Here is a 13,939-nt window from a genome sequence, read left to right on the forward strand (position 1 = left end):
TAAAGAGTGAGAGGCAAAAAGGTATGGATCAGTTTGCTGTTTGCTTTAGCGTTAATCTTTACGATGGCGTTCGGCAGCACGACTTCTGCCCAGGCTGCAGGGAAATCAAACGGGGAAAAGAAATATATTGTCGGATTTAAGCAGACAATGAGCACGATGAGCGCCGCCAAGAAAAAAAGATGTCATTTCTGAAAAAGGCGGGAAAGTGCAAAAGCAATTCAAATATGTAGACGCAGCTTCAGCTACATTAAATGAAAAAGCTGTAAAAGAGCTGAAAAAAGACCCTAGCGTCGCTTACGTTGAAGAAGATCACGTTGCACAGGCGTACGCGCAGTCCGTGCCTTACGGCGTATCACAGATTAAAGCCCCTGCTCTGCACTCTCAAGGCTTCACCGGATCAAATGTTAAAGTAGCGGTTATCGACAGCGGTATCGATTCTTCTCATCCTGATTTAAAGGTAGCAGGCGGAGCCAGCATGGTTCCTTCTGAAACAAATCCTTTCCAAGACAACAACTCTCACGGAACTCATGTTGCCGGTACAGTTGCGGCTCTTAATAACTCAGTCGGTGTATTAGGCGTTGCGCCAAGCGCATCTCTTTACGCTGTAAAAGTTCTCGGCGCTGACGGTTCCGGCCAGTACAGCTGGATCATTAACGGAATTGAGTGGGCGATCGCAAACAATATGGACGTTATTAACATGAGCCTCGGCGGACCTTCTGGTTCTGCAGCGTTAAAAGCGGCAGTTGACAAAGCCGTTGCTTCCGGCGTCGTAGTGGTTGCGGCAGCCGGTAACGAAGGCACTTCCGGCGGCTCAAGCACAGTGGGCTACCCTGGTAAATACCCTTCTGTCATTGCGGTAGGCGCTGTTAACAGCAGCAACCAAAGAGCATCTTTCTCAAGCGTAGGTTCTGAGCTTGATGTCATGGCACCAGGCGTCTCTATCCAAAGCACGCTTCCTGGAAACAAATACGGTGCGTACAATGGTACGTCAATGGCATCTCCGCACGTTGCCGGAGCGGCTGCTTTGATTCTTTCTAAGCACCCGAACTGGACAAACACTCAAGTCCGCAGCAGTTTAGAAAACACCACTACAAAACTTGGTGATGCTTTCTACTACGGAAAAGGGCTGATCAACGTACAGGCGGCAGCTCAGTAAAACATAAAAAACCGGCGTCGGGCATGGCCCCGCCGGTTTTTTTATTATTTTTCTTCTTCCGCATGTTCAATCCGCTCCATGATCGACGGGTGGCTCCCTCTGAAAATTTTGACGAGAAACGGCGGGTTGACCCGGCTCAGTCCCGTATCGGCCAAGTCCTGAAACGTCTCAATCGCCGCTTCCCGGTTTCCGGTCAGCTCGATGCCGTAACGGTCGGCGGCGTTTTCCTGATACCGGGAGACGGCGTTCGTAATCGGATCAGAAGCAAAACTGAGAACGGATATGAGGAGCAATAACAGCGGGAGGGCGGCCAGATCTTCAGGCCCCTTTATATGAAGCATTCGGCCGAAGAATTTGGACAGCCGCTTATAAAGCTTGTCAATGATATAGAACCCGGCTAATGACAGCAGGAGATACCCGGCCAGTCCGATGTACACGTGCTTCATCACATAGTGCCCCATCTCATGCCCCATAATGAACAAAATTTCCCGATCCTTCAGTTTGTTAAGCGTCGTATCCCACAAAACGATTCGCTTATTCGAACCGATCCCCGTCACATACGCATTCAGCGCATTCGTTTTCTCCGACATATTTACTTCATAAACATGGCTGGCCGGAATATCGGCCTTGTCGGCAAGCGACAAAATTTTGCTTTCCAGCTCCTTGTCTTTCAGCGGATAGAAATCATTGTATAAAGGATCAATCACGACCGGCTGCAGGAAAAACAAAAACAGGGTAAACGGCACAGTAAGACACCAAGCGTAAAACCACCATTTTTTTGTATGCTTTGTGATCAGCCAGTAAAACACAAGCACACACACGGCAAACAGCGGAAAGCTGATCCAGAAATCAATGACATGGTCTCTTATCCAGCTTGCTGTTGTCTGCGTCGAAATATGATACGCAAGCGAAACCCGATATCCGATCCACTCAAGCGGAAGCGAAGCCGCCGTAACGATGAGTGAAATCACAAATACGAAGCTTACGATTTGCAGCACCCGAAAGCGCACCGCTGCTTCCAGCCAATGCTTTATTTTTTTGGCAAGCCCCGTAATGAGCAGCAGAAAAAATAAAAACCAATCTAACGGCGCTCCGATGAAAAATAAAAAATCCTTTACATTTGAAAAGTTTTCAGCGGCTGCCAGGCGGCCCGGGTCCATAAACGAGGACGGATCGGCTTTCGTTCCCTTTACGGCCTCCGGGACGGCGGAGTCTCCTGTCATAAAGAAATACCAATAGAAAAAAAGGCCGTACAGCACATAGGCAAGTCCCGCTGCCGCTATCCATTTGCGCATGGAAGTCTCCCTCCTTAGCCTTATGACTTACTCCTATTGTAAGCATAAATGCAAATAAATAGAACCAAGCCTCCGAAACGGATGTTAATCTTTTCACAACAGAAAAGAATGGAACAACAGGAAGCGGGAAAGACTAAAAGACGGAGTGATGAATATGAAAAAAATAATCGCGTTTATTGTAGTAATCGCCCTTTTGGTTATTGCTTTCTTCTATGTATACAGCCGGACCGGCGATGTGTTTCCATCAAGCAACGCAGATCTGATTATTCTGTCTGAGCACGGAAAAAAAGAAATCAAAATTAAAGACAGGCAGAATGTAAAAGATATGCTCGATATCTTGAACCAAGGAAAACAAGTCAAACTGACCAAAAGCGTGTCTCCCGATTACGACGGAACGGTCAAATATCATGAAGACCGTTTTGATTCATTCAGCATGTGGCTCGAAGGCGGCAATTATATGATGTACAAGTATAAAAACACGTATTACAAACTGACCCGGCATGATACGAAGCTTGTGCAAAGCATCATTAAGGAAGAATCGCAGAGCTGACCGGATCAGCATGTAAAAGCGAAGCCCCCGGCTTCGCTTTTCGTCCGTCATTTCGGAAGCATGTCCCGGACCGCCCGTCTCAGCAGCTTCCCGGTCGCGTTCTTCGGAATCTCATCAAGAAAAACCACTTCCGCCGGCCGTTTATATTTTGCCAAATGTGTTTCACAGTAATCAAAAACCGCCTGCTCTGTCAGCTCACCGTCCCCAGGCACTATATAAGCATGCACCGCTTCCCCCGTTTTGGCGTCAGGAACGCCGATGACCACGGCTTCTTTAATGCCCTCATGGCTGTAGAGCACTTCTTCTACTTCGCGCGGATAGACGTTGTATCCGCCGACGAGAATCATATCTTTTTTTCTGTCGACGATATAAAAATAACCGTCTTCATCGCGTTTCGCCAAATCACCCGTGTACAGCCAGCCGTCTTTCAGCGCGTGCTCCGTCTCCTCGGGCATCTTGTAATAGCCTTTCATCACATTCGGCCCTTTCACGATCAATTCTCCCACTTGATGGTCGGGCAATTCGCGTCCGAGTGTATCGACGACTTTATTTTCGACATGTAAAATATTCGTCCCGATCGAGCCGGGCTTTCTCCCCCGGTCAAACGGATTAAAACACGTAACCGGAGACGCTTCAGAAAGTCCGTACCCCTCCAGAATGGTGACGTCAAAGGTTTGTTCAAACGTCTGCAACAGAGCGACCGGCATGGAGGCGCCGCCTGAAATGCACAGTCTGACGGTCGCAAAATCCTCCGCCTTGCCGTGCTCGTATTGATACAGATAGTTATACATCGTCGGAACGCCGGCAAAAATGGTTGCCTGACGGCTTTTAATCAGTTTAAACACAGAAGCCGGGCTGAATTGCGGCTCGATTAAGACACACGCTCCGCTCATCAGAGGCGCATTCATACAAACGGTTAAACAAAAAACGTGAAACATCGGCAATGCCGCCACAATTTTGTCTTTCTCATTCATTCCTAAGTATCCGGCGACATCATTTGCATTGGAGAAAAGATTCTGATGGGTGAGCATGGCGCCTTTCGGTTTTCCGGTCGTCCCTGAGGTGTATAAAATGACGGCAGTATCATCTTTTGACAATGTCGGATAAGTTCTGCTGCGCTCCGCCGGGCGAAGCATTTTTGTAAACGTTGTCATTTTTAAGCGCAATTGAGGGTCTTCTGTCGATGGAGCGTTCTCTGCTGTCTGGCTGATAATGATATGCTCCAGCAGCGGCAGCGAGCCGTGCAGGCTTTCAAATACGGGAATTAATAGATCGATGCCGGCGATCGCTTTGACATCGCCGTTTTTCAGCATGTATGCGATTTCTGAAGGTGTATATGCCGGATTAACAGGTATGACGACAATTCCCGCTTTTAACGCGCCGAAAAACGCAATAACAAAGTCAGGCGTATTTCCGAGCAGAAGCGCGAGATGATCCCCTTTTTTCAGTCCCCTGTCCTCCAAGCCGTTTGCAAATGCTTTGATTTTACCTGCCAGCTCCTCATACGTCATGTACTGATCTTGAAACAGACAAGCTGGTTTTTCCGGTTTCTGCGATGCCGTTTCTTCCAATTTGGAAACCAGATTCATTTTCCCACCCCTTTAAAAATGTAATGAATGAATAGTCATTCATTTATCCGGAATAAACGTTCACTTTTATTATAGAAAAATATAGAAAAACACTCAAGGGCAAAAAGCCCCGAGTGCCGTAAAACCGGAAACTATAATTGTTTCAGCGCTTCACTGACCGGCGTGCCGCCCGCCGTCAGATCGAATGCTTTTTCATACGTATTCGGTTCATCAAGGGATGCGATAACGGTCTTGGCGACATCGTCTCTTGAAATGGAGCCTCTTTCTAAATCGGCCGCGGCTTTGATATTTCCCGTGCCGGGATCATTTAATAACCCGCCCGGCCGGATAATCGTATACGTCAGACCACTCGCTTCAAGAATTTTATCCGCATAATGCTTTGCGGCGTAATACGGCTTCAGCGCTTCATTCCAATTGCCGCGGTTATGAGCCTGAAGGGCGCTTACCATAATGAACCGCTTGATGCCGGCTTTCTTTGCCGCTTCTATCGCTTTCGCCGCTCCGTCAAGATCAATCAAAAGCGTCTTATCGTAGCCGGTGCTTCCTCCTGATCCGGCGGTAAACACAATCGCGTCACAGCCTTCGGCGGCTTTCGCGATGTCTTCCGGGCTTCCTTCCAAATCTGCAAGAACGGCTTCTGTTCCCGCGGCTTGAAGCGCTTCTTTCTGCTCTTGTTTCCGGACCATCGCCCGCAGCGTATGCGTGCCGTCTTTTTGAAACAGCCCGGTAAGCCGCTGTCCGATCTGTCCGTTTGCTCCGATGAGAAATACTTTCATCATGATCCCTCCCTATTCATTATGGTTCTATCATTTCACAAAAACGGGCGCTGATTCAAATCATGCGTTCGGCAAATGTTCTAATAAATCAGCTCGAGGAAATCTTCCAGCTCTATTTTGCCGAAATACTGTTTCAGATCGATTCCGGCCAGCGCCTCCCTGATAGCGGTTCGGTCATACTGTTTTCCGGTCAGTGCCTGTTCGACTTCACTCACATCTTTCGCACCGAAGAAATCACCGAAAATTTTGCAGTCCTGAATGATTCCTTTTTTCACTTCAAGACACAGATCAATCGATCCGACCGGATAACGTTTCGAATGCTGAAGGTTGAATGCGGGCGACCTTCCGAAATTCCAGTCCCAGTTTTGATAGCGCTCTTCGGAAATCTTCCGGATCGCTTTCCAGTCTTCATCGGTCAGTTTATATTCCGGCACTTCGGAAAGATCATTTGTATTAAAAATATGGTGAAGCAGATGCTTTTTGAATTCGTCCGCCGTCATTTTGTCATCAAGAAACTCGCTGATATTGGCGACACGGCTTCTGATTGACTTAATGCCTTTTGATTCGATTTTGTCTTTTTTCACTTTCAAGGCTGACACGACATGATCAATGGCGGAATCCAGCATTAATGTTCCGTGGCTGAAAATACGCCCTTTCGTCGAAAATTGAGCGTTGCCGGAAATTTTTCTGCCGTCCGCGACGATGTCGTTTCGGCCGCTTAATTCAGCTTCCACACCGAGCTGGCGCAGCGCCTGAATAACGGGTTCGGTGAATTTTTTAAAATTGTGGAAGCTGTCGCCGTCATCCTTGGTGATAAAACTGAAATTCAGATTCCCGAGGTCATGGTAAACCGCGCCGCCTCCTGACAGCCTGCGGACGACGATGATTCCGTTATCTTCTACGTATTTCGTATTGATTTCTTCTATTGTGTTTTGGTTCTTCCCGATGATAATCGACGGCTGATTGACGTAAAACAGCAGGTATGTCTGTTCAGGGTCGAGATGTTTCACGCAATATTCCTCGATTGCGAGGTTGATCCTCGGGTCGGTTATGTTTTGGTTGTCGATAAATAACATGGTGCTCCTCCTTTATTTCTCCCACTTCAATCCGGAAGCGGCGATTGTCACTTCGCCCCCGAACACGGATTCCGCTTCTTCTTTCAGCTTCCGGTGCTCGCCGAAATGAGGCAGATGTGTGAGAATCAGCTCCCCCGCTCCGGCCTCCTCCGCGATACGTCCGGCTTCCAAACTGTTCATATGGCCGGCTGACGTGCCGTCCTGGTCCGCGTAAAAATTGCACTCGCAGATCAGCAGATCGGCATTTTCCGCAAACGGGATAAACGCGTCCTGGTAGCTTGAATCAGCCGTATACACAACAGAAGCTGAACCGTCAGTAATCCGCATCGCATAACAAGTGACCGGATGCACCGTTTTCAGGAAGGTAATGGTGAACGGCCCGGCAGAAAGCGGGCGGTCCGGCTGATAGGCCACTCCTTTCGTATGCGTTTTATATGTAAGACGCTCAAACTGTTCTATATCAGCATCATGCCCGTAAATCGGCAGTGCATGCGTCCCTTTTCCGAGAAAGGAGCCGACCTGTTTGGCAAATTGAAGCGGCCCGATATCAGCGATGTGATCATGGTGATAATGGGACAAAATGACGGCATCAAGCTCTTCTGCCGGAACATAGGCAAACAGCTTTGATAATACGGCGCTTCCGCAATCGACGAGCAGAGAATAGCCGCCGGACTGAAACAGATAGCCTGAAGTTGCTTCGTTTGCGGCCGGAAACCCGCCGCAGCATCCAATAACTGTAACTTTCATATGACCCTCCGAATGTTTATGATAAAAAGATCCTTTCCTCCAATATACCTATTTTTCGTACAAATTGCATGTTTTAAACATTGTGCCAAAACAGCCGTTGATTTTCCAAAACTGTTATAATACAATGTAGAGACAAAACAATGAAAGAGGGATGGGTATGTTGGAAAAGATGTCGGATTTTTTCAGAAATTTACCCGGTAAGAAATGCGAAGAATGCGGAAATGAGATTGTTGAGCAGTATGAGTGTCACATTAATCTGTGCAATGACTGCTTGAAAATTAAGGATATGTGACAATAGGGCGCCGCACAATTCTAAGTTGTGCGGCGCCCGTTTTTTTCAGCCGTCATCATACTTTCTGAATAGGGCGTTATTCACCATTATTAGCAATTATCTGTACGTTTTAAAAGATTCAGTATTTTCAATCTATATTTTTCTATAGACGGATTGTTTTCTTTTCTATTATAATTTGTTCTAATAGCTATCTTTTTAGATACTTATTGCACTTTTTTCTTCGGGAGGTAATCTATGAAAAAATTACGCTTTGGACTAGCGACGCAAATTTTCGTCGGACTCATACTAGGGGTTGTAGTCGGTGTCATCTGGTACGGCAATCCCGCCATTCCAACATATTTACAGCCTATCGGCGATTTGTTTTTACGCTTAATCAAAATGATAGTGATTCCAATTGTCGTCTCCAGCTTAATCATCGGCGTTGCCGGCGCGGGAAGCGGAAAACAAGTCGGAAAATTAGGCTTCAAAACGATTTTGTATTTTGAGATCATTACCACTTTTGCCATTATTCTCGGGCTGGCTTTGGCGAATCTGTTTCATCCGGGAACAGGCGTTAATATACATGAAGCTCAAAAGACAGATATCAGTCAATATGTTGAAACAGAAAAAGAACAAAATAACAAATCTATCGCAGACACATTCCTGCATATCGTACCGACAAACTTCTTCCAATCATTAGCCGAAGGAGATCTGCTTGCCATCATCTGCTTTACCGTGCTGTTTGCACTCGGCATCTCGGCAATCGGTGAAAAAGGAAAGCCTGTCTTGGCCTTCTTTGAAGGTGTTTCTCATGCGATGTTCCATGTTGTGAACCTCGTCATGAAAGTTGCGCCGTTTGGTGTTTTTGCGTTGATTGGTGTTACCGTTTCCAAATTTGGGCTCAGTTCCCTGCTTTCACTCGGTAAACTGGTCGGTTTAGTGTATGTAGCTTTGGCTTTCTTTCTCATTGTTGTATTCGGAATCGTCGGAAAGCTTGCCGGAGTAAACATTTTCAAATTCCTCGCCTATATGAAGGATGAAATTTTATTAGCGTTCAGTACGTCAAGCTCCGAAACCGTACTCCCCCGCGTTATGGAAAAAATGGAGAAAATCGGCTGTCCGAAAGGTATTGTTTCCTTTGTTGTGCCGATCGGATATACCTTTAACTTAGACGGATCTGTGCTGTACCAATCTATCGCCGCTTTATTCCTCGCTCAGGTATACCACATTGACTTGTCCATTTGGCAGCAGATTACCCTTGTGCTTGTCTTGATGGTCACTTCCAAAGGAATGGCTGCCGTGCCCGGGACTTCTTTCGTCGTCCTGCTTGCGACATTAGGCGCATTCAACATTCCTGCAGAAGGCCTTGCATTCATCGCCGGTGTTGACCGGATTATGGACATGGCCCGCACGGTCGTCAATCTGACCGGAAACGCGCTGGCATCCGTTGTGATGTCAAAATGGGAAGGCCAGTATGATCCCGTTAAAGGCGCGAAGGTCATGAGCCTCGCCAAAACAGAACAAAACACAACCATTTCAGGTTAAAATGAAAACCCTGCACGGAATGATTTCCGCGCAGGGTTTTTTATGCCATCGGCGATAGAACGTACCGGTGCAAAAGCTTCGCCGTATTAAGAAGCGATAATTCATGCGTGCGTTCAAAAGCGTGTGAAGCGTCAATTCCCGGGCCGATCAGCCCGTGAACGATGTCATGGCCCGAACGGATGGCTGCTGAGGCATCAGAACCGTAATACGGATAAATATCAAGCTGATAATCAATGCCATAGCGCTCCGCAAGCCCGGCCAGATGTTTTCTGAGCTGATAATGGTACGGTCCGCTCGCATCCTTCACGCAAATGGAGACGGTATATTCATCCGTAGACTGGCCGTCGCCGATCGCTCCCATATCAACAGCCAAGTATTCGACGGTCTCAGGAGGAATGTTGGAATTGCCGCCGTAGCCGATTTCTTCATTATTAGAAATCAGAAAATGCGTCGTATACGGAAGTTCGATTTTCTCTTCCGTGATGCGGCGGATTAAATTCAAGAGCAGAGCCACGCTCGCTTTGTCATCAAGATGCCGGGACTTAATAAAGCCGCTCGGCGTAATCTGCACGCGCGGGTCAAATGAGATGAAATCGCCGACCCTGATGCCGAGATCGGACGTCTCTTCCTTCGTCCGGACAGGCTCATCAAGGCGGACTTCCATATTCTCCTGATTCCGCTCTGCCTTGCCGGCGTCCTTGTAGACGTGCACTGAAGTCTGATGCATTAAGATGGTGCCTGTATAGGTTTTGCCGGAAGAAGTTTGGATCTCGCAATATTCCCCTTCAATCGAGTGATATCGGAAGCCGCCGATCAAGTCAATCTTCAGCCGGCCGTCCGACTTTATTTCCTTTACCATCGCGCCGAGCGTATCGACATGCGCCGTCAGCAATCTGTGTTTCTTGTCATCACGGCCGGGAATTGTGACAAAAAGACCGCCTTTGCGGTTTCTGTAAGAGGAGACGCCCCATTCTTTTAAAAGACTTTCTGTATAGGCGATAACCTCGTATGTATTGCCCGTCGGACTCGGAATCGACACCAATTCTTTAATCAGTTCCATCGTATGTTTCATATTTTCCACAGGTCATTCCTCCTATCAATTTTATTCTTCTTAAAATATACTCTTTTGATCCATAACCCGTCCAATCTTTTCCTGCTCTTTTTTCATAGAATGAAGGGAGCATGAGCATAGGAGGGAAATGTATGATCAGCCGTAAACCGCACAAGCGGAAAAGGTTTCATAATGATTGGTTTGAGGATTGGTTTGAGGATGATTGGTCTGGTGCAGCCTTCTGGTGCTGTAAAAAAGAAAAAGATCACTGTAAAAAGAAAAAAGAAGACCCTTGTAAAAAGAAGAAAGACAAAAAGAAGCATCATCATTCATGCCGCCGCTGCTGCCGTCATTGGTAATCGTTCACACAAGCCCGTTTTACAAATAAAATTCTCATGCTCCCCAAACAGCGGATGCTGCTTGGGTTTTTTTATTAAAATTAGTACCAAGTAATAATATCAGGTGTTATAATCTGATATAAAGGAGTGATTTTTTCATGTCAAAATCTAAAATTACAGCAATCGGTACATATGCTCCGGCACGCCGATTAACAAACGCGGATTTGGAGCGCATCGTCGATACATCTGATGAATGGATCGTCCAGCGCACCGGTATGAAGGAAAGACGCATTGCCGGCGAACATGAATTCACATCGGATTTGTGTGTGGAAGCGGTGAAAAACCTTGCAGAACGATACAGCGGAACTCTTGATGATGTCGATATGATTCTTGTCGCCACAACGACGGCGGACTATGCGTTTCCAAGCACCGCGGCACGCGTGCAGGCTTACTTCGGCTGGCCGCACACGGGAGCGCTTGATATTAACGCCACATGCGCCGGACTCACTTACGGCCTTCAGCTCGCAGACGCATTAATTACCGCCGGTTCCCATCAAAAAGTGATTGTCATTGCCGGTGAAACATTATCAAAGGTAACGGATTATACTGACCGGACGACCTGCGTTCTTTTCGGAGATGCTGCAGGCGCCCTATTGGTGGAACGCGACGAATCAGCGCCGGGCTTTTTGGCAGCCGTGCAAGGAACAGCGGGAGGAAGCGCGGACGTGCTGTATCGCACGGGACTGAGCGCAGAATTAAACGGCGAGCCGCTTAAAGGCGGAGGAAATATGGTGCAAAACGGGCGCGAAGTATATAAATGGGCGGCCAGAACCGTGCCTGAGGAATGCAATGCCCTTTTAGAAAAAGCCGGCTTTTCAAAAGACGATCTGGATTGGTTCGTTCCTCACAGCGCCAACATGCGGATGATCGAATCCATCTGTGAAAAACTGCCTTTCCCGCTTGAACGGACATTGACAAGCGTTGAATATTACGGCAACACTTCATCGGTTTCTATTATTCTCGCTTTGGATGAAGCTGTGAAAGCAAAAAAACTGTCGGAAGGCCAGACGCTGGTATTGTTCGGGTTCGGCGGCGGATTGACGTATACCGGACTGTTGGTGAGATGGGGATTTTAATCGAAATCAAAAAAAAGAGGCCCTGAGCATCTGCTCAGCGCCTCTTTTTCTTATGCTGTTATTTCTTCTTCCGTTTTGTGTTCTTTTTTGCTTTGCACCGTAAAATACACGATGGTCAGCGCGATCATGACAACGGCGATGCCCAACAGAATGGATGCCTGCTGCCACATATAGCCGTAATCGCCATTTGAAATGACGGCACGGAACCCGTTGATGCTGTAAGTCATCGGCAGTGCCCCGTGAATCACTTGATAGAATCCCGGCAGGAGTTCAAGCGGGAAGGTTCCTCCGCTTGCCCCAAGCTGAAGCACCAGAATGATGACAGCGATAAAGCGTCCCGGATTTCCCATCGTTGTCGCCAATAATTGAATCATCGACAGGAACGCGATGCTGGTAATCATCGTAAAGAGATAGAATCTCCAAGTGCTTTCCACATCAAGCCCGATTCCTTTTAACAGAACCGTGGCGACTATTACGGATTGAATCAGTCCGACGAGCAGAATGACGCTGAATTTGCTGAGGAACCATTCAAAACCGTTTCTCGGACGCCCTGAAGCTTCACTCAGAGGGAATACGACCGTCAGCATCAATCCGCCGACATACAAGCCCATAGAGAGAATATAAGGCGTCAGTCCGGTACCGTAGTTAGGCACGGAATGAATCGCGTTATCGTCCGTTTTTACCGGATCGGCAAACATGCTGTACGTTTTGTCATCTGTCTTAATGTCCCCGGTTTGATCAGCCGCATCTTTCAGCTGGCTGGACAATTGTCCGGTGCCGTCTAAAAGTTTGCTTAAACCGGTGCCGAGAGACGCTTGACCCTGCTCAATTTTGGACGAGCCGTCATGGATTTTGTTTTGCGCGTCCAGCAGTTTCGTTAAGCCGCCAGACACCTGGCCGCTCCCTGACACTAACGCTTCTGATCCTGATTTAAGCTGTCCGAACTTGCTGTTGTATTCGCCGATACCGGCCGTTAATTTGTTTTGGCTTTCAAAGACGGTCTGCGCTCCGCTGTACAATTTATCAGTTCCAGCCGTCAGCTGGTTAATTGCGTCTTGTACCGCCGCCGCGCCGTTATACAGTTTCGATGTGGACTGAGGCAGTGCTTTCAGCTGATCAGCCTTCGCTTTTACATCTGCCAGCGCGCTTTTTATGACTGACATATCCGGAAGCTGGATATCTCCGCCGGACGGAAGCTGGCTGACGATATTGTCTAAATCCGGAAGGTCGGCCTTCGGAAGCTTCTCATTCAGAAGCTGAACAAGTTTCGCTTTTTGCTCATCCGTTAAGAAATCACTGTCCTTAATCACCTTTTTGACCGCGTCATCCCGGGCATCCAGGCTGTTTTTCAGATCAGAAAGCTTTTTCTTAAACTGCTGCAATTCCTTTTCAGTCTGCTCAAGCTCCCCAACCGCTTTTTCAATATCTGAGAGGTTGACTGAATTGATCGCATCTTCAAATGCCGCCGCTTTTTGCGACACTTCCTGCGCCTTGCTGTTTAACGCACTTAATCCATTCGTTAAATCCGGAAGCTTTTGCTGGAGCTGCTTTTGTGCGTCAAGGCTCGTTTTCAGCCCGCTGGCCACTTGGCCTCCTCCTGAAGCAATCTGTCCTGATTTATCTTGAATTTCGGCGCTTGCGCTCTGAAGTTTTGCGATAGAGCTGTCAAGCGTTTGAATTCCGCTTGTCACTTTCGCCGCTCCGTCTGCAAGCTGCTGCGTTTTATCGCCGATGGTGGCGGTGCTTTCAGTAAGCTTCGCTAAATTTTCCTTCAGCTTGGCGCTGCCGTCTTTCGCGTTTTTCGTGCCGTCGTCTATTTTCTTGGCGCCGCTGCTGGCTTTGCCGAGTCCTTTGGCAATATCTTTAAAATTGTCAAAAATGACTTTTGCGTATTGCTCCGTCACTTCTTTCGACACGGAGGCTTTCAGCTTGTCGATCGCCTTTTCTCCGATTGTCGCGCCGACATAGTTTGATCCGGCATTCGTATGATATTTCAGATCCAGCTTCTTCGGATTTTTATCCATTACCGTGCTGGCGTTTTTAGAAAAATCTTCAGGAATCTCGACCAATAAATAATATTTAGCATTTAATAAGTCCTTTAACGATTGATCAAGATCGCTTGAAAAATGCCAATCAAAATTATCATTTTTCTTTAACTCTTTCACAAGATCGTCACCGATCTGAAGATGTTTCCCTTCGTAGTCCGCCCCTTTATCCTGGTTGACAACGACAACCGGCAGCTGATCCACCGTGCCGTACGGGTCCCAGTACGCCTTCAAAAACACTCCGCTGTAGATCAGCGGAACGAATAATATGGCAATGATGGGGATTAACAGTTTCTTGTTCGTTACAATGTCTTTCCACTGGCTTTTTATTGTATTCAACCCTGTTGCCTCCTTCCGCAAACTG

Annotated in this window: 12 protein-coding genes and 1 pseudogene; 6 read left to right on the forward strand and 7 right to left on the reverse strand. The window is 47.4% G+C overall.

Translation table 11 applies throughout. The features are described 5' to 3' along the window. Positions 1-6 precede the first annotated feature (6 nt). Positions 7-1,156, forward strand: a pseudogene (locus tag MJQ52_RS05945) (S8 family peptidase). Between the two features lie 44 nt (positions 1,157-1,200). Here MJQ52_RS05945 and MJQ52_RS05950 read toward each other — a convergent pair. After that, positions 1,201-2,451 (reverse strand): M48 family metallopeptidase, encoded by a 1,251-nt coding sequence (locus MJQ52_RS05950; RefSeq protein ID WP_007409200.1) that lies wholly within the window; start codon positions 2,449-2,451, stop codon positions 1,201-1,203. 154 nt (positions 2,452-2,605) lie between these two features. Between MJQ52_RS05950 and MJQ52_RS05955 the strand changes: the two genes are divergently transcribed. Beyond that, positions 2,606-3,001, forward strand: coding sequence for a hypothetical protein (locus MJQ52_RS05955; protein WP_007409201.1), 396 nt, complete (start codon positions 2,606-2,608; stop codon positions 2,999-3,001). 47 nt (positions 3,002-3,048) lie between these two features. Here MJQ52_RS05955 and MJQ52_RS05960 read toward each other — a convergent pair whose 3' ends face one another. The 4 genes from MJQ52_RS05960 to MJQ52_RS05975 all read right to left on the reverse strand — a co-directional run bounded on the left by MJQ52_RS05960 (position 3,049) and on the right by MJQ52_RS05975 (position 7,189). Next, positions 3,049-4,590: a fatty acid--CoA ligase family protein gene (locus MJQ52_RS05960; protein ID WP_017417392.1), complete on the reverse strand. Its 1,542-nt coding sequence runs from the start codon at positions 4,588-4,590 to the stop codon at positions 3,049-3,051. Between the two features lie 131 nt (positions 4,591-4,721). Continuing rightward, the gene (locus tag MJQ52_RS05965) at positions 4,722-5,366 is read right to left on the reverse strand and encodes an SDR family oxidoreductase (RefSeq protein ID WP_017417391.1); all 645 of its coding nucleotides are present in this window, start codon (positions 5,364-5,366) and stop codon (positions 4,722-4,724) included. Between the two features lie 80 nt (positions 5,367-5,446). Next, positions 5,447-6,442: a lipoate--protein ligase LplJ gene (gene lplJ, locus MJQ52_RS05970; RefSeq protein WP_017417390.1), complete on the reverse strand. Its 996-nt coding sequence runs from the start codon at positions 6,440-6,442 to the stop codon at positions 5,447-5,449. Positions 6,443-6,454: 12 nt separating this feature from the next. Then, positions 6,455-7,189 (reverse strand): MBL fold metallo-hydrolase, encoded by a 735-nt coding sequence (locus tag MJQ52_RS05975; RefSeq protein WP_014304736.1) that lies wholly within the window; start codon positions 7,187-7,189, stop codon positions 6,455-6,457. 169 nt (positions 7,190-7,358) lie between these two features. On the opposite strand from MJQ52_RS05975, the gene yhfH reads away from it, so the two are divergent. Next, positions 7,359-7,481, forward strand: coding sequence for a protein YhfH (gene yhfH / locus MJQ52_RS05980; protein ID WP_370465857.1), 123 nt, complete (start codon positions 7,359-7,361; stop codon positions 7,479-7,481). Positions 7,482-7,715: 234 nt separating this feature from the next. Beyond that, positions 7,716-9,005 (forward strand): cation:dicarboxylate symporter family transporter, encoded by a 1,290-nt coding sequence (locus MJQ52_RS05985; protein WP_003155211.1) that lies wholly within the window; start codon positions 7,716-7,718, stop codon positions 9,003-9,005. A 40-nt stretch (positions 9,006-9,045) separates the two neighbouring features. Here the strand turns inward: MJQ52_RS05985 and MJQ52_RS05990 are convergent, their stop codons facing one another. Continuing rightward, on the reverse strand, positions 9,046-10,077 hold the full coding sequence (locus MJQ52_RS05990; RefSeq protein WP_015388474.1) for a M42 family metallopeptidase: 1,032 nt from the start codon (positions 10,075-10,077) through the stop codon (positions 9,046-9,048). Between the two features lie 131 nt (positions 10,078-10,208). Between MJQ52_RS05990 and MJQ52_RS05995 the strand changes: the two genes are divergently transcribed. Together MJQ52_RS05995 and fabHB are read left to right on the forward strand one after the other, a co-directional pair. Further along, on the forward strand, positions 10,209-10,415 hold the full coding sequence (locus MJQ52_RS05995) for a hypothetical protein (protein WP_052585646.1): 207 nt from the start codon (positions 10,209-10,211) through the stop codon (positions 10,413-10,415). 137 nt (positions 10,416-10,552) lie between these two features. Then, positions 10,553-11,530, forward strand: a complete 978-nt coding sequence (gene fabHB, locus MJQ52_RS06000; protein ID WP_003155217.1) for a beta-ketoacyl-ACP synthase III FabHB — start codon at positions 10,553-10,555, stop codon at positions 11,528-11,530. A 50-nt stretch (positions 11,531-11,580) separates the two neighbouring features. Here the strand turns inward: fabHB and MJQ52_RS06005 are convergent, their stop codons facing one another. Beyond that, entirely contained in the window at positions 11,581-13,914 is a 2,334-nt protein-coding gene (locus tag MJQ52_RS06005; RefSeq protein WP_033574487.1) for a YhgE/Pip domain-containing protein, read from the reverse strand. Positions 13,915-13,939 lie beyond the last annotated feature (25 nt).

The organism is Bacillus sp. jun7 (genome assembly GCF_051034795.1).
In the GTDB taxonomy this organism is placed as follows: Bacteria; Bacillota; Bacilli; order Bacillales; family Bacillaceae; genus Bacillus; species Bacillus velezensis.